The following is an 18,103-nucleotide window of genomic DNA, read 5'->3' as shown; positions in this document are numbered from 1 at the left end:
CGGCGCTGGCAGATCTCCCTGTCTGTCCGACGAAACCCCAGTTCAGGCGGTCATCTGGTCATGTGTCAGGTGGCGCAAGCCGCTACCAGGTCAACCGGCACGGCGAACGCTTCGTCGACTCCGACTACTGGTCGGGCCAGATGATGGCCGAGTTCGCCGCCGAGATCGCGAGCGACCGGGGCCCGGTCTAGCTGAAGCTGAGCCACCTTCCAGAGGAGTCGATCTCGGCCCTGGAGTCGATCCTTCACTCGACCGAGCGCCCCACCCGTGGCACCTTCCACTCCGGCCGCGGCCACGACTACCGCACCCACGACGTCGAGATGCACATCTCGGAAATCGGCCTGTGCGGCGGCCACTCCGCCTCCGGCGTCCGCGTCGACGACCACGCCCGTACGACCGTCCCCCGCCTGTACGCCGCCGGAGACCTGGCCTGCGTGCCGCACAACTACATGATCGGCGCGTTCGTCTTCGGGGACCTGGCCGGAGCGGACGCGTCCCAGTACCAGGCCTACGAGGGCGAGTTGCCCGAGGACCAGCTGCGCGAGGCGCACGAGCTGATCTACCGCCCGCTGCGCAACCCGGACGGCCCACCGCAGCCCCAGGTCGAGTACAAGCTGCGCCGCTTCGTCAACGACTACGTGGCCCCACCGAAGTCCGGCGCCCGTCTCTCCCTGGCCCTGGAAGCCTTCGAGCGGATGCGGGACGACATCGCCGCCATGGGCGCCCGCACCCCGCACGAACTCATGCGCTGCGCCGAGGTCACCTTCATCCGCGACTGCGCGGAGATGGCCGCACGCGCCTCCCTGGCCCGCACCGAGTCCCGCTGGGGCCTCTACCACGACCGTATCGACCACCCGCGGCGCGACGACGTGTTCTGGTTCCACCACCTCGACCTGTACAAGTCCCCTTCTGGCACTATGGAGTTCACAGTCCGTCCCGTGGCTCCCTACCTGGTCCCGGTCGACGGCTTCGCCCCGGCCGGCGGCCCCTCCCGGCACGTCGGCGAGGTCCACCCGGAACATGTGGCGACGGCAGGGGCCCGGGAAGCGGCGCCGGTGGCGTTGCGGCAGGAACCCACCGCGGCAGACACAGCCGCCCGTCCCCGGGCCGACGCGGACGCGCAGGCCACACCTCGCCTGCTCGAACTCCTCGCTCTCGCAGAAGACGAGCCTGATCTCTCCGCGCTCAACGACTACTTGACGGACCCCGATCCCAGCGTGCGCCGGACGGCCGTCACGGTCCTGACGGAGATCCTGCCGCCGGGCACCGGACCGGCTCTGGCTTCGGCGCTCAAGGATCCCGACGCCGGCGTCCGCGCCGCCGCAGTCGCCTCACTGCGCGAACTGGTCGAGACGCTGCCGCCGGAACCGGCCCTGCGCGACGGCCTCGCCGCCGCCCTGTCCGGGGCCGACCCCGCCGTCCGTGCCGCCGCACTGGACGCGCTGCGTGCTCTGCGGCTTGGTGACGCCGAGCTGTTCGCGCACTCCCTGTCGGATTCCGACATCGCCGTACGTGTGGCGGCCGTGCGCGCGCTGGTGTCGGTCGACGCCTCGGTGGAGGTGGCCCGCGCGGCGGCCGTCGATCCGTCCCGCGAGGTCCGCGTCACGATCGCCAAGGCCCTGGCCACCATGGGCACAGGCTCGGACATGGTCCGCTCGGCCCTCGCCGCGCTGGTCGACGATCCCGACGCCTTGGTACGGGGGGCCGCCTACGCGGCTCTGGGCACGACGGGTTGCCCGGCAGCCCTGGCCACACGCGCCGAGGCGGCCCTGTCAGACCCGGCATGGCAGGTCCGGGCCGGCGCCGCCACCGCTCTGTCCGGCGCAGACTCCGAGCTGGCCGTCCCGGCCCTCGCCAAGGGCCTCACCGATCTGAACGCCGACGTCCGCAAGGCCGCCGTACTGGCCCTGACCCGGCACCGTGCCGTCGAGGACGCCCGAGCCGCCCTGGCCACCGCGACGACGGACTCGGACGCGGACGTCAGGGCCTATGCGGCGCGGGCACTGTGACCGCGACCTGCCGTGCGGCCAGGAGGCGTCCCGTGTTCGGCAGGACGTGCCGTGCCGCGTTCGTGCCGAGCGTGATCCCCGCCTCGTCGGACGACCTCATGTGGATACCGGAGACCACCCGGGCGTCGACGTCTCGTCCGAGAGCTGCTTCCAGGCGGTGTAGTTCCGGGTCACGCCCGGCGCGGAGGGGCCGGTCAGTGCGAACGGGGCGGTACGCGGACCTGCGAGCGCCGACAGGACGGTCTGCGCGGCGTCCGCGTCTCGATGAGCGTGTCCATCTCGGAGTTCTGCTCGTTTCGTTCACCGGACGTCGGTCAGGGATTCGTCCAGGCCTCGGGGTCCGACGCGAGGCTCAGGACCTCGCCGGGCAGCTTGGCCGCGGCCACGTGGGCCAGGGTGACCTCGCCGAGGATTTTGCGGACGTTGGCGCGCACGGCGATCCACAGCGGCAGCAGCGACTCCGCGGGACCGCAGTAGGAGAGCTCGGGTGGGCGCACTCCCCGCACCGAGACCAGGGGGCCGTCCGCCACGCGGATGACGTCGGCGATGGCGATCGACTCCGCCGGGCGGGCGAGCCGGTAGCCGCCCTTGCCGCCCCGCTGGCTGACCACAAGACCGCCCCGGCGCAGGTCGCCGAGGATGCCCTCCAGGAATTTGTGCGGGATGCCCTGCGCCGCGGCGATCGCCTCGGCCTTGAGCGAGGCCTCACCCCCTGCTGCGGCCAGCTCCAGTGCCGCCCGCACCGCATAGTCCGCCCGCGCCGAGATCCGCATGCCGCGATTATCCATCACTGTCGTGTCCGCCACCGCACCGGTCGCCCTCCCGGTCAGGCTGGAAGCACGAAGGGTGGGTGCGCGCCGTTGAGGAAGTAGTCGCCCACCTCGCGCAGTCTGTGGGCGACCGGCTCGCGCAGGGTGTGTGTCCTGGCGTTGCGCCAGAAGCGGTCGAAGCCGTGCCGCGCGGAGGCGGCGTCGGTGCCGATGACGTCCAGGGCACGGGTGGTGACCTCCTGCGCGGCCCGGGAGGCGGCAGACTCGGCCACGCTCGCGAGGACGGCGATCTCCGCGCACTCCTGGTCGTCGAGATCCTCGCCCTGCACGAAGCCACGCACCAGGGCATCCACCGCCTGCTCGGCGAGGGCGGACGCGGCACGTGCGACGACAGTGAGCTCGCCGTACACAGTCAGCGCGTACGGATCTTGCGGCGGGCCGCCCGGCCAGGGCTGAGGCGAGAACGGCTGCCAGGAGGACCTCATGCCCCTTCCGCACTCGCGAACCTCGGCCAGCAGGCCCTCTGCCACGCCAAGACAGAACTGGACGGAGACCAGACGTGCGGCCGGCGCGGCCAGCGAGGCGAAGGGTGACAGGACGCACTCGTCCGGCGAGAGGGAGCCGAGCACATCGTCGGCCGCGACCGGCACGGAATCGAACTCCACGCCGCCACCGGCCGCCAGCCGCTGGCCGAAGGCGTCCCCGCTGCTGCCGCTCACGACGCCCGAGCGGGCGGGGTCGACCAGGACGGCCAACGGCTCACCGGTGCCGTACTTGGCGGCTCGAACCACCAGCCGGTCGGCGATCCCGACTCCGGTGGCATACCTCTGGTAGCCGCTGAGCAGATAACCGCCCGGCGTGGGGGTCAGGATGAGTGGTGGTTCGTCTGAGGCGATACCGCCTCCCCAGCACCACTGCCCCGCCGTCGACTCCCGCTCGATGCGGGCGGCACGGGTGCGGTCGGCGAAGAACCGGGCGCTGCAGGACAGGAAGTAGTGGTTGCCCAGCAGGTGGCCGATGGCCCCGTCGGCCGCGGCAACGGTCCGGATGACCGCGTAAACCGTACGCCAGTCCCCACCGCCTCCCCCGAGTTCGGTCGGCGCCGGCAGTGTCAGCAGTCCTGACTCGCGCAACCGCGCCACCTCGTCGAGCGGTGCCTTGGCGGCCTGTTCGCGCTCGACCGCGTCCGTGGCCAGGTCGTCCGCCATCTCACGGGCTATGTGCAGCCAGTCGGCCTGCACGGCTCCCGCGTCGGTCACCTCGTCCGCCGTCACCGTCATATCGTCACCCGCTTCATGCAGCTGCGGCTGTCGCTACAGCTCAGTGCTGTGGTCATGGCGTCTTCCTTCAGGGAACCGAGGACGACGCGGTGCCCGGCGAGGCGGCGTGGGAGTGCGGCGGTGCGCCGTGACGCGTCGGCTTCATCATCCTCACTCGCCTCTTCGACCGCCGTCAACGCTTCCCTAGTAATTCGATAGGAAAACTAGGAAAGCTGGTGTGTTCCGGCTGATTCACGCTCCCGGATGGCGAGTTCACGACGGCGGGCGGCCGGGTGATCGTCCCTGATCCGGGAACTGCCGGCCGCGCCGTGGAGGCGTTCGCGAAGCGTGGCGCCGCCGGGCGGGGCCGGGATCCTGCCGCGGCTGCCCAGATCCGGGACGACGAGTCGACGAAGTCGGCGAAGGGGCCAGGGGTGGTGGCGTAGGCGAGGTCGAAGCCGTCGAACCTCGGCGCCTCCGTGGGAGCGGGGCACGGTGATGCCAAGGAGCCCGGAGTCGGACACCTCGTCCAGTTCTGTGCGCGGCAGGACGCGTTCAGCGTCGCGCAGGGCGGCCTCGCGGGCGAACTTGACGGCCAGCTCGGCCGGCGACGGCAACCGCCTCGGCGTCGTCGGCGATCACATGGGTCATCGCACCCTCCCGGCGTCGGCGAAGGGGACCTGGGCGGCGGGGGCCACCTGCTGCCCGTACGGGTGCCGCCACAGATCCTGCGCCTGAAGCTTCGGCAGCACGCCCTCGCCCCACCAGTACGCCTCCTCCAGATGCGGATACCCGGAGAAGATGAACTCCTCGATCCCCAACGCGGCGTACTCCTTGATCCGCTCGGCAACCTCGGTGTGGCTGCCGACCAGGGCGGTCCCCGCCCCACCCCGCACCAGACCGATGCCCGCCCACAGGTTGGGATGGATCTCCAGCCCGTCCCGTCTCCCACCCCCGTGCAGGGCCAGCATCCGCTGCTGCCCCTGCGACTCACTGCGGGCAAGCCCGCCCTCGCGAAGCAACGCTTCGGCAGCCCGTTCTCTGATCGCCAGTTCGCCGAACCGCTGGCTCAGCAGCGGATCCTCCGCGGCGGTCGCGTGCCCCTCGGCGGCGCTCTCGAACCAGGGGCGGCTCTTCGTACGGACGAACTCCACCGCCTCGCCCAGCGCCCCGGAGGCGATGCCGGCATCGATGGCAGCGTGCAGCAACTGAGCTACCACGCCGTGGAGTTGGGGGCCCTGGAAGGTGAGGTGGTGCGGCACGACACGGTCGGCGGGCACGAGCACCGACTCCAGCCGGACGGTTCCGCTGACGGTGGTGCGCTGTCCCGTGCCGTCCCAGTCGTCCACGACCGTGAGGCCGGGCGCCTCGCGCGGCACGTACGCCACGTGCAGGGTGTCGTCCTCGGTGCGGGCGAGGACGGGGATCCAATGGGCGAACAACGCGCCGGTCGAGTAGCGCTGGACGCCGTCGAGGACGTACGACCCGTCCGGGAGCCGGGCGAGGCGGGTGCGGATGTCCTGGACGTGCTGGGTGCCCGCCTCGGACTGGGCGTTGCCGAACCGCTTGCCGGCCAGTACCTCGCCGAAGAAGAACTCCTGCTGCTCGTCGGTCCCCTGCCGGCGCAGCACGTTGACGTACACCAAGTGGCTCTGCGGGAGTCTGGGCCAGGCTGGCATCGGCGGCGGCCAGCAGTCGGAAGATCTCGGCGAGCGTGTCCGCACGGACGTCCGCGCCGCCGAACCGGGCGGGCACGGTCACGGCGAGCAGCCCGGAGGCGGACAGCCGCTCCAGCTCCATGTGCGGGAGCCTGCGCCGCGCGTCCCGCTCGGCCGCGCCCTTGCGGAAGGATGTCGGCCTGCTGCGTGCCGACCAACTCCACCTGGGTGACCGGTTGCGAGGCCCGGAACTCGCGCACGGGCGATCGCTCCGCCCGGAACGGTTCGTCGTACGCCGGGAGAGCCGGGGCCTCGGTGCCGCTCACGAGGCGATCCCCTCCACCGTGATCACCCGGTCGTAGACCTCCGAGATGTCCCGGGCCGCGTACCGCTCACGCAGCGACGCGGCGGAGCCGCGGTCGGCGATCCGGCCCGCGCGCAGGAGCGATCTCGTCGCACAGGCTCTCCGCCTCCTCCAGGTAGTGAGTTGTCAACAGCACAGTGGTGCCTGCCGCATTGAGGCCCTTGACGACCCGCCAGATCTCCGAGCGCAGTTCGACGTCGACGCCGGCCGTCGGCTCGTCGAGGATGAGCAGGCGGGGGCGGTGCATGAGGGCCCGCGCGAGGACGAGGCGCCGTTGCATGCCGCGGGAGAGTTCGTAGGCGCGTACGTCGGCCTTGTCGTCGAGGCGGAACAGGGCGAGCAGTTCGTCGGCGCGCCGGGAGGCCGCTTTCCGGCCGACGCCGTGGTATCCGGCGTGGTAGATCAGGATCTGCCGGATGGACAGGAACCGGTAGACGTTGATCTCCTGCGCGGTCAGGCCAAGGAGCCTACGGGCCTGACGGCTGCAGTGGCCGTGGCCGAAGACGGAGATGGTGCCTGCGGTGGGTCCGACGATGTTGCACACCGAGCCGATCAGCGTGGTCTTGCCTGCGCCGTTCGGGCCGAGCAGGCCGAAGAAGGCGCCGTCCGGTATCTCCAGGTCGAGCCCGGCCACCGCGGTGAAGCCGTCTTCGTAGGTCTTGCTAAAGCCCTCGACTCGCAGTGCGGGCGGACTCCCGCCGCTCCGGGAAGCGGCGGGAGTCGCGAGCGGGTCAGCCACGGAACTGGTTCGCCGGGACCGGCAGCCCGTAGTGCTCACGCAGGGTCGTGCCCTCGTACTCCTCGCGGAACAGGCCCTTGCCGCGCAGAATCGGCAACACATGCTCCACGAAGGCGGCGAGGCCCGACGGCAAGGCGGGCGCCATGATGTTGAACCCGTCCGCGGCACCGCCCTCGAACCAGGCGATGATCGTGTCCGCAATCTGCTCGGGCGTCCCGATGAACTCGAAGTGACCACGTCCGCCGCCGAGTCGCGAGATGATTTGGCGGACCGTCAGCCGCTCGCGCACCGCGAGGTCGATGATCAGGTCGGAACGGGACTGTGAGCCTTCCAGCTTCGGCCTGGCGAGGATGAAGTCCGGCAGCAGCTCGTCGAGTTCGAAGACCGACGGCTCGGTCTCGAACACGGCGGCCAGCTGGCGCATTCCGTACTCCGGAACGCGCAGCTCGTCGAACTGCCGCGCAAGCGCCCGGGCCTCCTCCTCGGTCGACCCGATGTACGGGACGATGCCCGGCAGGACGATCACACCGTCCGGGTCGCGGCCCGCGGCCCCGGTCCGCGCCTTGATGTCGGCGTAGAAGGCGGCCGCGCGCTCGTACGTCGTGTGCGCGGTGAAGATCGCCTCGGCGTGGCGGGCGGCGAATGCCTTGCCGTCCTCGGAAGAGCCGGCCTGGACGAGCAGCGGGTAGCCCTGCGGGGGACGCTCGACGTTGAGCGGGCCGGCCACCTTGAAGTATTTGCCCTCGTGGCCGAGGCGGTGCAGCCGCTCGGGGTCCGCGTAGCGGCCCGTGGTCCTGTCCGCCACGACGGCCTCGGCCTCCCAGCTGTCCCACAGTGCCTTGGCGACCTTCAGGAACTCGTCGGCGCGGGCATAGCGTTCGGTGTGGCCGGGACGGTCGTCGAGGCCGAAGTTGGCCGCCTCGTCCGCCCCGGCCGAGGTGACGATGTTCCAGCCGGCGCGGCCGCCGCTGACGTGGTCGACGGACGCGAGCCGGCGGGCGAGGTTGTACGGCTCGTTGTAGGTCGACGACACGGTCGCGATGAGGCCGATCCTGCTGGTCGCCTGGGACAGCGCGGTCAGTAGCGTCAGCGGTTCGAGCTGGCCGGGCGGGCGGAACTCGCCGGTGCCGATGAGGGCCGGGCCGTCCGCGAGGAACAGCGAGTCGAACTTGGCGCTCTCGGCCAGCTGCGCCAGCTCGATCCAGTGCCGCAGGTCGAAGTCCGCCCGGGGATTGCTGTGCGGGAGCCGCCACGCCGCCTCGTGGTGACCCGCCTCCATGAGGAAAGCGTTGAGATGGAGCCGACGCCGTCTCGCGCTCATGAGGTGACCTTCAGCTTGGAGCTGTCGTAACCGGCCGGCAGGAGGTTGTCGGTGATCGACTTGACATCGACCTTCTTGGTGATCTGCCCCGCCTCCAGGAAGGCGTCGGCGAGCTTCTGCTCCAACTCGATGTCCGACTGCTCCACCGGGGTCACCCGGTTCGAGTAGGCGGCCAGGGACGCCTTGGCGTCGGCCGGCGGGATCCCCTGCTCCTTCGAGAGCGCCTGCGCGTACTGGTCGGGGTTCTTGACGGCCCAGGCGAACTCTCGCGAGAGCCTCTTCAGGACGTCCGTGAGAGCCGCACGCTTGGTCTTGTCCTTCAGCGACGTGTCACTGGCGACGTAGTAACTGCTCGTCTGGTCGATCGGCGGCAGACCCTTCACCAGGATCCGCGCGCCGTTCTTGACCGCGATCGCCGACTGCGGGTTCCAGATCGACCAGGCGTCCACCTTGCCCGTGTTGAACGCCGTCGCGCCGGCCGCCGGGTCGAGGAAGGTCAGCTTCACGTCCTTGGGGGTGAGGCCGACGCTCTTCAGCGCGTTCAGGGCCAGGCCGTGGGCCGAACTGCCCTGCGGAACGGCGATCCTCTTGCCCTTGAGGTCGGCGGCCGTCTTCAGCGTCGAGCCCTTCGGCACGATGATGTTCTCGTTCGACTGGGTCGGCGTGAGTGAGCGGTTGACGGCGACGACCTTGAAGCCGTACTCCTTCGCGGCTCCGGTGATCGGTGGCACGTCGCCGACGCTGCCGAGGTCGATGTCGCCCGAGGCGGCGGCCTGCACGAGGGGCGGGCCGTAGGTGAACCGGGCGAACTTCACCTTGTACGGCGCGTTGTCGAACACGCCGGTGATCTTCGCCAGTTCCTGGCTGCCGTCGCCGCCGTTGTCGCCGATGGTGAAGGTGTACTTGCTCCACTCGGGGTGCTTGGCGTCGCTCGCTGCGGCGGCGTTGCTCAGCGGCGCGGCGCTGTTCGAAGACGACGATCCGCAGGCGACGAGGGAGCTCCCGAGGGCGAGCGAGCCGACGGCGCCGATGAGTCTGGTGGTTCCATTTCGCATGGTTGTCGTGCTTTCTGTGCTGGGTGAGGGTGTTCGGGGAGGTCAGTGCTGGCCGGCGAGGCCGAGGTCTGCCAGGAGCCGGGCGCGGAGTTCCTCGCGTGCGACGCTCGCTTCGCGGTCCGCGGCGGAGAGGTGGACCTCGTGCGCGGTGCCGATACGGCCGTTGCTCATGACGACGATGCGGTCCGCCAGGGCGATCGCCTCGTCGACGTCGTGGGTGACGAGCAGCATCGCGGCGTGGTGCTTGGTCCGCAGCGCCCGTACGAGGTCGTGCATGCGCAGCCGTGTGATGGCGTCGAGGGCCGCGAACGGCTCGTCGAGCAGCACGAGTTCGGGCTCCGAGACCAGGGCCCGCGCGAGCGACACCCGCTGGGCCTCGCCGCCGGAGAGCTCCTTGGGCCATGCCTTCTCACGGCCCGAGAGTCCGACCTCGGCGAGCACGTCGCGGGCCCGCTGCTCCGCGTCGGGTCCGTGCAGGCCGAGGGTGACGTTGCGCAACACCCGCTGCCACGGCAGCAGCCGGTCGGCCTGGAAGACGATCGCACGCCGTGCCGGGACCTCCACGCGCCCGCCGTCGGGCCGGTCCAGTCCGGCGAGCAGCCGCAGAAGGGTGCTCTTGCCGCAGCCCGAGGGGCCGAGCAGGATCACCAACTCCTCGTCGGCGATGGTGAGGTCGAGGTGGTCGAGCACCACCCGGTCACCGAACCGACGGACCACCTGCTCGACGACGACCCGGGTCTGCCGCCGGGGCTCCGTCGCTATCGTGCTGCTCATGACGCCTCATAACTGGGTCGCCACCGCAGCAGCACCCGCTCGAGAACCCGGACGAGCTGGTCGGCGAGCAGACCGAGGAGCGAGTAGATCACCAGCCCCACGAAGACCTGGTTGGTCTGGAGATAGGTCTGCCCTTGAGTGATCAGGAAGCCAAGTCCCTTGTCCGCGTTGACCGTTTCGGCTGCGACCAGGCCCAGGACGCTGTACGCGAGGGAGAACCGGAGGCCAACGAGGAACCCCGGCAGGGCCCCGGGCACCAGCACCCGCGTCACCAGGCGCCAGGTGCCCGCGCCCGTCGTCCGTGCCATCTCGATCAGCCGCTGGTCCACGCCCCGGATCGCGGCGAACAGGTTGAGATACATCGGGACGCCGGCGCCGAAGGAGATCAACAGCACCTTGGTGAGTTCGTCGATGCCGAACCACACGATCATCAGCGGCAGTACGGCGAGGAGGGGGATCGTGTTGAGCACCTGCACGAGGCCGTTGAACAGGTACTCGCCGCTGCGCAGCAGCCCGCCGAGCACGCCGGTGACGATCCCCACCGTCAGACCGATCGCCAAACCGATGCCGGCCCGCTGCAGCGAAATGGCCAAGTCGGGTCCCAGGACGCCCTGTTGCCACAGATCGGCGGCTGACTTCACGATCGAGGTCGGCGCCGGCGCGTAGGTCTTCGACACCACTCCGGTCCGGGCGAGCGCCTCCCAGGCGATGAGGATCGCGACCGGGGTCGTGTAGATGCCCAGCGGCCAGCGCAGGCGCTCGCGGAGTGTGCGCAGCAGCGTCCTTCGGCGGGCGTCGCGCGGGAGGAACACCTCGCGTTCCCGCGCGTTCGTCGTCCCGGGGTCCGGGCCCTTCACGACGGCCGGTGCCGGGATGCGGACCTCGGTCATGCCGCCACCGCCAGCACCCTGCTGTAGTGCGAGGCGTCGCCGAGGATTTGCTCACTGCGGCGGCCGTCGACACCGGTCGGCACCTCGCCCGCGACCGTCACCCGGTTGAGGCGGCGTGGGTGGTCGTCGTAGTTGTCCACCCCGTAGTGCTGGGTGATCCGGTTGTCGAAGATCAGCAGCTGGTTTCGGGACCACTTCCAGCGCAGGATGTTCTCCGGACGCGTTACGTACGACTGGAAGATGCGCAGCAGATCGGCCGAGTCGCTGCCCGACAGACCGACGATCCGCTTGGCGAACCCACCGATGAACAAACCGCGTTCGCCCGTCAGCGGATGCACCCGCACGACCGGGTGCTCGGCCTCGTAGGGCGTCGAGACGAAGATGCGGTCGTACTCCTGTTGTTCGGCGGTCGCGGCTGCGGGGCGCGCGTAGTCGTACTGGTTGGTGTGTACGACGCGCAGCGTGTCGGCGAGGGCGCGCAGCGGTTCGGGGAGATCGCGGTAGGCCGCGGCGGCGTTGGCGATGAGGGTCTCGCCGCCGTAGGGCGGGATCACGACGGACCGGAGCGTGGTCAGCTGCGGCGGGTTGACAACGAAGGTGACGTCCGTGTGCCATGCGTTGGCCTTGGAGCTCTCACTGTCGACGGCGAGCACGTTCGTCGTGCCGTCTGCCGCCGGTACGTTCGGATGAGCGGTCGTCAGCTCGCCGAACCACCCGGCCACACGCTCCTGGTCGGCGTTGTCGAGCCGCACGTCGTCGAACACGATCGCCTTGTGCTCGTTGAGGGCGTCTCGGAGCGTGGTGATCGTCGAGAAGTCCGGCGGCGCCGCGAGGTCGACGCCCTCGACGACTGCGCCGATACGGCCGGTGAGCTTACGGATGGACGGAGGCATGAGGGGGTCCCTCCCGGACGGATGGGCACACCAAGGCGTGCCGAGCAGCTGGATGAAGGCGCTGGTAGCGCGCAGGACTGATCGACCCGGCACGCGGAACGCCGAATCGGCCGGGCCGGAGAGAAGAAGCGTGGTCGCAGGACCGCTACGGCCGCGTTCTCAGCGACCCAGTCGGCGTACGCGAAGAGGCTCCCGGCTCATACGAGGCGGAGAGCTCACAGGAGGTGGATACGACGATCCGGTGGGGGAAGCATCGCATTGCGGGCGGTTTCCGCCTCAGCCCGGCGCGCGCCGACTACGCACACCGGCCAATGCCGGCGACCACTTGCCGGGTCAGCGACAACAAAACGCGCTGGAGACGTGCGCCAGATCGATGTGGCGCCGCCGGGTCAGGTCCACGCGCGGGTTCATGGACGGGAGTTCAGCAGACGGCCACCACGTTGGTCAATGCTTTCCCGGACAGGTCTTGCATTGCGGACACGCAGAACCTCTGCGCTTGTCGACGGCCGCCGCTCGGTACTGCTCGCCCACCGTCGCCGACAGCCGGATGGTGTCCCGCCAAGTGGTGTAGGAATCCGGGCCACCTCGCTCCGGCTACCGCCTCCATGGTGATCACCGCCGAGGTTCCTCGGTCGGTGTCGATGCTGTTCCAGGCCATCGGAGCGGCCTCTGCCCGGGCGTCGGCCCTGTCGGCGTGCGTGACGTGCGGAGTCGTGGACTCCACATCGCTACACCACTTCGCGGGACGCGACCGACAGCCGCACACGATCCGCTGAGTCGAGGCGTAAGAAGGCACGCAGGCGTCCCAGCGGTGAGACGCCCCTCCGCCATGTTCGACCTCGACAGTCGCAGGGGCGGACGACGTACGTTGAAAAGGAGATTCCTGACAGCCGGAGGCTTTGATGCACGTACTGGGCGCGGCAATCGGGGACGCGAGCAAGCCCAGTACGTCCCAGGCGTGCCCGCACCCAGCGTGATGCCCTTGAACACACTCACGGCCGGCGAGGCCGTAACCCACTTCCTTCTCGCATCCGCCGGCCTGCACGACAACGACGACGATCTAGGTTCAGTCATCCACCGCCCTCGAATGCGCGAACGGCATCTCCAAGATCCCCGCCAGAACACCCACTGTCGGTGGTGTACGCCCACGGGCAACCTCGGACGCGGCGCCAACGAAGCACTCGCGACCTGGCAGGCGGTACTTTCCCGATCTTGAATTGGAGCCGCCCTCGCCGGGGAGTCGGAGTCGACGGCGCTTCCCGTGCTGGTGCCGAATTGCCGACAGCCAGGTCACGGCTCAGCCGCCTTCTCGATGGCACCGATTCCCGGTGCCAACTGTCCTCGGTATGTGACAACTAATGTCGGTAGTCACAGGCGACTAGCGCCGCACCCTGGGCATCCCCAGGCCGATCCAGGAGATGATCTCGCGCTGGATCTCGTTGTTGCCGCCGCCGAAGGTGAAGATGACCGCCGAGCGGTAGCCGCGCTCCAGCTCGCCGTGCAGGACGGCGCCCGCCGAGCCCTCCTTCAGCGGGCCCGCGGCCGCGACGATCTCCATGAGCCAGGCGTAGGCGTCCCGGCGGGCCTCGGAGCCGTAGACCTTGACGGCGGAGGCGTCCTGCGGGGTGAGCGTGCCGTTCTCGACGGCGCTGACCATCTGCCAGTTGAGCAGCTTCAGCGCGTCGAGCCGGGTGTGGGTGCGGGCGAGCAGCCGGCGCACCCAGGGCAGGTCGGCGACCCGGCGGCCGTCGGCGAGCTTGGTCTCCATGGCCCAGCGCTGCACGTCGTACAGGGCACGGATGGCCATGGTGCCGTGCGCGGCGAGGGTGACGCGTTCGTGGTTGAGCTGGTTGGTGATCAGCCGCCAGCCCTGGTTCTCCTCGCCGACGCGCCGGGAGACCGGGACGCGGATGTTCTCGTAGTAGCTCGCGGTGGTGTCGTGGGAGGCGAGCGTGTTGATGACGGTGCAGGAGTAGCCCGGGTCGGAGGTCGGCACCAGCAGCATGGTGATGCCCTTGTGCGGCGGGGCGGCGGGGTCGGTGCGGGTGGCCAGCCAGACCCAGTCGGCGGTGTCGCCGTTCGTCGTCCAGATCTTCTGACCGTTGACCACGTACTCGTCCCCGTCCCGTACGGCCCTGGTCTTCAGGGCGGCCAGGTCGGTGCCCGCGTCCGGTTCGCTGTAGCCGATCGCGAAGTCGATCTCGCCGGAGAGAATACGCGGCAGGAAGTACGCCTTCTGCTCCTCGGTGCCGTACCGCATGAGCGTCGGGCCGACCGTGTTCAGTGCCATCAGCGGCAGCGGTACGCCGGCCTGCGCGGCCTCGTCGAAGAAGATGAACTGCTCCATCGCCGTCATGCCGCGCCCGCCGTACTCCTCGGGCCAGCCGACGCCGAGCCGGCCGTCGGTGCCGAGCCGGCGGATGGTGTCGCGGTAGAACCGCTTCCGGGCGACCGGGTCGGCGTACCGGGCGTAGGCGTTGTCCGGGACCAGTTGTGCGAAGTAGGCGCGCAGTTCGGCGCGCAGTCGCTGCTGCTCGGGCGTGTGGTCGAGATGCACGGCGCCTCCAGGCTCCCCACGGGCGGTCCTGACGGCGCACACCGTAGAACGTGTTTCAGAAATAGGGAATGACGCGCCCCAGGGGAATTCCGTCGAGGTTCACACGAGGCTGCGCAGGAACTCCGAGCAGGCGTCGGCGCAGGACCGGCAGGTGGCCGCCGCCGACTCGGCGCCGGGCTGCTCGTCGAAGGCGCGCGCACACTCCAGGCAGACCGAGCGGCACCACTCCAGCCGGACCCGGATCTCATCCTCGTTCTGCTGGCTCTCCTCGCACAGCACGTGGCACGTGGCGTCGCACACCTCGGCGCACATGATGCCCAGCCTGCGCACCCGCTCATGCCGCTCGGTGCCGTCCGGGTCGACCAGGCTCGCGCGCACCGCACAGGCCCGGGCGCACTCCGTACACGCCTGGGCACACGCGAATCGGTCCTCCAGGAACCGGTAGAGCTGCTGCGAAGTCGGCGATGTCACACCGTGCGGGTAGCCGGGGTGCAGGGCCACAAACCACTGCGCGGGACCGGAAGGCGCGCTGGGGCACCCGGACACGCCGTCGACAGGAGACAGGTCGCCGTCCGTTGACCACCGGTCACAGTCGGCGTCCGGTTCGTCCCGTTCTGAATGGGGTATTCCTCTTCTATGACTACCGCATCGATGCAGCTGGCCGCAGCGAGCGGCCTGATGAGCCTCGTTCTGTTCATCGTGGCCGTGGGCGTCCTGGCGCTGCTCGCCGGCGGCTTCTGGATGACCTCCCGCGTCAAGTACCGCGAGTCGCCTCGGCCACGGCCCGAGGAACAGCCCACGCTGCCGCCGGAGGGCCCGGTGCGCGAGGTACGGCAGAACAGGGACTACGAGGAGGTCCCCGAGACCCCCCAGGGCGGCCGGCCGCTCACGCCGTACGACCTGAGGAACCAGGACTCCCGGCCGAGCGCGACGAAGGAGCGTCCGCGCTGGAGCCGGGGTTCCAGCGGCTCCTTCGGCGGCGGCGGACTCGGCGCCCACTGACCCCCACCCGCAAACGACCACACTCGGGCCCGTCCGCGTCGGCCCGCCGTACGCCCCTAGGAATTCCGGGCGGCGTCCAGGCGGCCGACGCGGGCCACGTTCTGCCGGTCCCCGGGGTCCTGGCTGGGCTCGCCGGCGAACCAGGCGTCGAGGATCTCCCTCAGCAGCGGTTCGGAGGTCAGGCGCAGGCTCAGCGCGAGGACGTTGGCGTCGTTCCAGCGGCGCGCGCCGTCCGCCGTGACGGCATCCGTGCACAGCGCCGCGCGCACGCCGGGCACCTTGTTGGCCGCGATGGACGCCCCCGTGCCGGTCCAGCAGCACACCACCGCCTGATCGGCGGCACCCTCGGCCACATCCTGCGCTGCCGCCTCCGAACAGGCCGCCCACTGCGCGTCGGCGCCGGGGCGCAGGGCGCCGTGCGTCCGCACGTCGTGGCCGCGCCGCCGCAGGTCCTCGACGAGTGAACGGGCCACGGGTTCGTCCATGTCGGAAGAGACGGAGATCCGCATGCCTGGAGGGTAATGCCCGCGGGTGCTCTGTGGCCGATCGCGCCCGCGCAGCCGCACATCACACAACCCCGCGCCCCTTTTCGGGGCGCGGGGACTCAGGGATGATCTGGCTGCTGCGCCGGAGGCACGCCGCCGCCTTCGCCGCCGCCCTTCTCGCCCTTGTCCGAGCCGTGCGGGCGGCCGCCCGCGGCGCGCTCGGCTTCCTGCCGGGCCTTCATCTGGCCACTGTCCTGCGGGGTGCCGCCGCCTTTGTCACTGCGTCGCTGTTCGGGCTGCTGCGGATTGGACATGCGCCGGGCTCCCTCCGGGTCCTGCGTGGTGCCTACCGACTCCGGGTTCCCAGGACGGCACTCACCGTCCTCGGCGGGCACGGCGGAGCCGGTCACCGTCCGGTGCAGGTGTTCGAGGGCGTCGAGCAGCACCGAGCGGTGGTACCAGCTCAGCCAGGCCGCCGTGTCGGAGGCCAGCAGACCGAGGGCCTCGGCCTGGGCGGCGGTCGGCCGGCGCCCGGTGTCGGGCCACTGCAGGGTGATCACGCCGGTGCAGGAGCCGGCCGCGGACACCACGGGGATGCTCTGCAGGGCACCGGTGCCCGTGCTCAGCAGGACGCGCCGGATCTCCTCGGAGAGCAGGACGTCGGCGGCCACGTCGGGCACGCTCACCCGGCGTCCGCGCAGCCGGGCGAGCGCGTCGGCCGTGCCCTCGTCCCGGCCGCGCACGAGCAGGTCGAGAAACGTCTCCGCGCAGCCGTGATGGGTCTCCAGCATCAGCGCGTTCACGGCCGGGTCCACGAACCGTACGTATCCGGCCGACGCCCGCCCGATGGCCAGCGCCTCGTGCAGCACGGCGTCGATCATCTGCCGCCGGTAGCGGGGGTCGCGGCCGTCGCGGGCCAGGATCCGCAGCTGGGGCACGGGCAGGGAGCGGCGGCCCGGGAACCACACCTCGCCGTCCGGCGGGCGGGCCACGACCACGGCGGAGACGAGGACGCGCAGCGGGACGTTGAACCGCTGCGAGGCCTCGCGCAGCGCCCGGAAGGCGGTGCCGGAGTCCGGCAGGCCGTAGCGGACCATGAGCACGCCCTGTGCCATGCCGATCACTGGGGCGGTGCGCACCCGGGCGCGCAGCGCACGGACCTCCTTGCGCAGATCCTCGTAGCTCGGGCGCAGCGGATCCGCCATCTGCGACCGCCAGGCGGGCAGCTCCTCCACCCGGGAGCCGGCCCGGGCCAGCTCCCGCATCGCCTCGTCGAGGGTGGCGTAGAGCCGGACGCCGTCGAGGCGGGCGAGGTGCACGGCCTCACGCACCCCGGGCCGGGCGCGGACGATGATCAGGTCCGGGCGTCCGATGCGCGACCGGGTCGCCTCGCTGAGCGTGTGCAGTACGGCGGCGCCGCCGAGCTGCACATGGGCCATGTCCAGGACGGGCCGCAGCCCCGCGCGGTCCGCCTGTTCGAGATGGCCGCGCAGCTCCGCCGACCAGGCCTGGGCGCCCGCGGCGTCCAGGCTGTCGGACATGCGCAGCAGCAGCGCCGCCTCGGCGGGCAGCTCGTCGACGACACACGACTCGATGACGAGTGGTGCCGGGGCGGCGGACGGCTCGGAAGAGGGACTCATGGCATCACCCGGACAGGACGGCGCGACGAACTCGGGCGGCCTCTTCCTGACCGCTGTGCGCGGTGACGGCCCGGCCGCCGGCCGCGCCCCCACCACGCGGGACGGGGCGGGCCGGTGTGCTCACCAACCGGTGCCGCCGGGCCGTGGGCCGGCCCGCCTGCGGGCCTCCAGGGAGTTCAGGGCGGACGCCATGGTGGCGTGCACCCGGACGCCCGGCAGTTCCGCGGCGCGCAGCGCCTCCCGCACATGCGGCCGGGGCTGTACGACGGGCAGGGCGCGTCCGGAGAAGGCCAGGACGCCGGTGGCCCGGTCCACGGCTCGTACCGCGGCCGCGCAGGCGAGGTACACCTCGGTCATGTCCAGGACGGCGTGTTCGCCGGTCCGGTCGGCCCGGGCGATGTGCTCGGCGAGCGTCTCGGAGAACTCCATGGCGTTGGTTGCGTCGACGGTACCCCGTGCCTTCAGGACGCTGACGGCGCCGGTCTCGGGCCGGTGTTCGTGCACGATCTGCAGGAGCAGCGGGGCCGGGCCGCCGGGGCGGACCCGGGCACGGGACAGCTGACCTTTTTCCATGGACATCGGGCTTCCTGGGTCGGGAAGGATCAGCCAGCCGCGTCTTGACCGGGATGGTTCACTGTGCCCCCGCCCCACGCCCGACGCAACGATTCTCCACGGGCGTGTCGCACC

18 protein-coding genes are annotated in these 18,103 nt (G+C 70.8%); 4 read left to right on the top strand and 14 right to left on the bottom strand.

What is annotated here, in order from left to right; all coding sequences use genetic code 11:
- The first annotated feature begins 62 nt into the window (after window positions 1-62).
- Both ACFYOH_RS34655 and ACFYOH_RS34650 read left to right on the top strand, forming a co-directional pair.
- Window positions 63-191 (top strand): hypothetical protein, encoded by a 129-nt coding sequence (locus ACFYOH_RS34655; RefSeq protein ID WP_388634090.1) that lies wholly within the window; start codon window positions 63-65, stop codon window positions 189-191.
- Between the two features lie 129 nt (window positions 192-320).
- On the top strand, window positions 321-2,009 hold the full coding sequence (locus tag ACFYOH_RS34650; RefSeq protein ID WP_388634088.1) for a HEAT repeat domain-containing protein: 1,689 nt from the start codon (window positions 321-323) through the stop codon (window positions 2,007-2,009).
- Window positions 2,010-2,323: 314 nt separating this feature from the next.
- Here the strand turns inward: ACFYOH_RS34650 and ACFYOH_RS34645 are convergent, their stop codons facing one another.
- From ACFYOH_RS34645 to ACFYOH_RS34635, 3 genes are all read right to left on the bottom strand, one after another.
- Entirely contained in the window at window positions 2,324-2,782 is a 459-nt protein-coding gene (locus ACFYOH_RS34645; protein WP_388634085.1) for an RrF2 family transcriptional regulator, read from the bottom strand.
- Window positions 2,783-2,835: 53 nt separating this feature from the next.
- The gene (locus ACFYOH_RS34640) at window positions 2,836-4,059 is read right to left on the bottom strand and encodes an acyl-CoA dehydrogenase family protein (RefSeq protein WP_388634083.1); all 1,224 of its coding nucleotides are present in this window, start codon (window positions 4,057-4,059) and stop codon (window positions 2,836-2,838) included.
- A 626-nt stretch (window positions 4,060-4,685) separates the two neighbouring features.
- A complete protein-coding gene (locus ACFYOH_RS34635; RefSeq protein WP_388634080.1) occupies window positions 4,686-5,681 on the bottom strand; it encodes an LLM class flavin-dependent oxidoreductase in 996 nt (331 codons plus the stop codon).
- 71 nt (window positions 5,682-5,752) lie between these two features.
- On the opposite strand from ACFYOH_RS34635, the gene ACFYOH_RS34630 reads away from it, so the two are divergent.
- Window positions 5,753-6,058, top strand: coding sequence for a hypothetical protein (locus ACFYOH_RS34630; RefSeq protein WP_388634078.1), 306 nt, complete (start codon window positions 5,753-5,755; stop codon window positions 6,056-6,058).
- A 30-nt stretch (window positions 6,059-6,088) separates the two neighbouring features.
- Here the strand turns inward: ACFYOH_RS34630 and ACFYOH_RS34625 are convergent, their stop codons facing one another.
- The 8 genes from ACFYOH_RS34625 to ACFYOH_RS34590 form a co-directional block, all read right to left on the bottom strand.
- A complete protein-coding gene (locus ACFYOH_RS34625) occupies window positions 6,089-6,799 on the bottom strand; it encodes an ABC transporter ATP-binding protein (protein ID WP_388634075.1) in 711 nt (236 codons plus the stop codon).
- Complete coding sequence (locus ACFYOH_RS34620; protein ID WP_388634072.1) at window positions 6,792-8,120, bottom strand: LLM class flavin-dependent oxidoreductase; 1,329 nt, start codon at window positions 8,118-8,120, stop codon at window positions 6,792-6,794. Before ACFYOH_RS34620 ends, ACFYOH_RS34625 begins: the two co-directional genes overlap by 8 nt.
- Window positions 8,117-9,175 (bottom strand): ABC transporter substrate-binding protein, encoded by a 1,059-nt coding sequence (locus tag ACFYOH_RS34615; protein WP_388634070.1) that lies wholly within the window; start codon window positions 9,173-9,175, stop codon window positions 8,117-8,119. Before ACFYOH_RS34615 ends, ACFYOH_RS34620 begins: the two co-directional genes overlap by 4 nt.
- Window positions 9,176-9,217: 42 nt before the next feature.
- Window positions 9,218-9,949, bottom strand: a complete 732-nt coding sequence (locus ACFYOH_RS34610; RefSeq protein WP_388634067.1) for an ABC transporter ATP-binding protein — start codon at window positions 9,947-9,949, stop codon at window positions 9,218-9,220.
- Window positions 9,946-10,839 carry an ABC transporter permease gene (locus ACFYOH_RS34605; RefSeq protein ID WP_388634064.1) on the bottom strand — a complete coding sequence of 298 codons (894 nt, stop codon included), beginning with the start codon at window positions 10,837-10,839 and terminating at the stop codon, window positions 9,946-9,948. Before ACFYOH_RS34605 ends, ACFYOH_RS34610 begins: the two co-directional genes overlap by 4 nt.
- Window positions 10,836-11,732 carry a TauD/TfdA dioxygenase family protein gene (locus tag ACFYOH_RS34600; RefSeq protein WP_388634061.1) on the bottom strand — a complete coding sequence of 299 codons (897 nt, stop codon included), beginning with the start codon at window positions 11,730-11,732 and terminating at the stop codon, window positions 10,836-10,838. The genes ACFYOH_RS34605 and ACFYOH_RS34600 overlap by 4 nt, the downstream gene beginning before the upstream one ends.
- Window positions 11,733-13,110: 1,378 nt before the next feature.
- Window positions 13,111-14,289: an acyl-CoA dehydrogenase family protein gene (locus ACFYOH_RS34595; RefSeq protein ID WP_388634058.1), complete on the bottom strand. Its 1,179-nt coding sequence runs from the start codon at window positions 14,287-14,289 to the stop codon at window positions 13,111-13,113.
- A 99-nt stretch (window positions 14,290-14,388) separates the two neighbouring features.
- Window positions 14,389-14,760: a ferredoxin gene (locus ACFYOH_RS34590; RefSeq protein WP_388634055.1), complete on the bottom strand. Its 372-nt coding sequence runs from the start codon at window positions 14,758-14,760 to the stop codon at window positions 14,389-14,391.
- Between the two features lie 165 nt (window positions 14,761-14,925).
- On the opposite strand from ACFYOH_RS34590, the gene ACFYOH_RS34585 reads away from it, so the two are divergent.
- The gene (locus tag ACFYOH_RS34585; RefSeq protein WP_388634053.1) at window positions 14,926-15,291 is read left to right on the top strand and encodes a DUF6479 family protein; all 366 of its coding nucleotides are present in this window, start codon (window positions 14,926-14,928) and stop codon (window positions 15,289-15,291) included.
- Between the two features lie 56 nt (window positions 15,292-15,347).
- On the opposite strand, the gene ACFYOH_RS34580 is transcribed toward ACFYOH_RS34585, so the two are convergent.
- The 3 genes from ACFYOH_RS34580 to ACFYOH_RS34570 form a co-directional block, all read right to left on the bottom strand.
- The gene (locus ACFYOH_RS34580) at window positions 15,348-15,800 is read right to left on the bottom strand and encodes an RpiB/LacA/LacB family sugar-phosphate isomerase (protein ID WP_388634051.1); all 453 of its coding nucleotides are present in this window, start codon (window positions 15,798-15,800) and stop codon (window positions 15,348-15,350) included.
- A 95-nt stretch (window positions 15,801-15,895) separates the two neighbouring features.
- Window positions 15,896-17,416, bottom strand: coding sequence for an ANTAR domain-containing protein (locus ACFYOH_RS34575; RefSeq protein ID WP_388634048.1), 1,521 nt, complete (start codon window positions 17,414-17,416; stop codon window positions 15,896-15,898).
- Window positions 17,417-17,536: 120 nt separating this feature from the next.
- Window positions 17,537-17,995 carry an STAS domain-containing protein gene (locus tag ACFYOH_RS34570; protein ID WP_388634044.1) on the bottom strand — a complete coding sequence of 153 codons (459 nt, stop codon included), beginning with the start codon at window positions 17,993-17,995 and terminating at the stop codon, window positions 17,537-17,539.
- Window positions 17,996-18,103: the final 108 nt, after the last annotated feature.

This window comes from Streptomyces sp. NPDC007856, from assembly GCF_042868225.1.
Taxonomy (GTDB): domain Bacteria; phylum Actinomycetota; class Actinomycetes; order Streptomycetales; family Streptomycetaceae; genus Streptomyces.
The sequence above is the reverse complement of the archived record's forward strand: the minus strand, read 5'-3'. Positions and strand labels throughout refer to the sequence as shown.

Bases quoted from the DNA above. Each gene is read 5' to 3' on its own strand.
- ACFYOH_RS34650 (WP_388634088.1), top strand. From the start codon at position 321: ATGCACATCTCGGAAATCGGCCTGTGCGGCGGCCACTCCGCCTCCGGC.
- ACFYOH_RS34645 (WP_388634085.1), bottom strand. From the start codon at position 2,782: ATGCGGATCTCGGCGCGGGCGGACTATGCGGTGCGGGCGGCACTGGAG.
- ACFYOH_RS34640 (WP_388634083.1), bottom strand. From the start codon at position 4,059: ATGACGGTGACGGCGGACGAGGTGACCGACGCGGGAGCCGTGCAGGCC.
- ACFYOH_RS34620 (WP_388634072.1), bottom strand. From the start codon at position 8,120: ATGAGCGCGAGACGGCGTCGGCTCCATCTCAACGCTTTCCTCATGGAG.
- ACFYOH_RS34615 (WP_388634070.1), bottom strand. From the start codon at position 9,175: ATGCGAAATGGAACCACCAGACTCATCGGCGCCGTCGGCTCGCTCGCC.
- ACFYOH_RS34610 (WP_388634067.1), bottom strand. From the start codon at position 9,949: ATGAGCAGCACGATAGCGACGGAGCCCCGGCGGCAGACCCGGGTCGTC.
- ACFYOH_RS34605 (WP_388634064.1), bottom strand. From the start codon at position 10,839: ATGACCGAGGTCCGCATCCCGGCACCGGCCGTCGTGAAGGGCCCGGAC.
- ACFYOH_RS34600 (WP_388634061.1), bottom strand. From the start codon at position 11,732: ATGCCTCCGTCCATCCGTAAGCTCACCGGCCGTATCGGCGCAGTCGTC.
- ACFYOH_RS34585 (WP_388634053.1), top strand. From the start codon at position 14,926: ATGACTACCGCATCGATGCAGCTGGCCGCAGCGAGCGGCCTGATGAGC.
- ACFYOH_RS34580 (WP_388634051.1), bottom strand. From the start codon at position 15,800: ATGCGGATCTCCGTCTCTTCCGACATGGACGAACCCGTGGCCCGTTCA.
- ACFYOH_RS34575 (WP_388634048.1), bottom strand. From the start codon at position 17,416: ATGAGTCCCTCTTCCGAGCCGTCCGCCGCCCCGGCACCACTCGTCATC.
- ACFYOH_RS34570 (WP_388634044.1), bottom strand. From the start codon at position 17,995: ATGTCCATGGAAAAAGGTCAGCTGTCCCGTGCCCGGGTCCGCCCCGGC.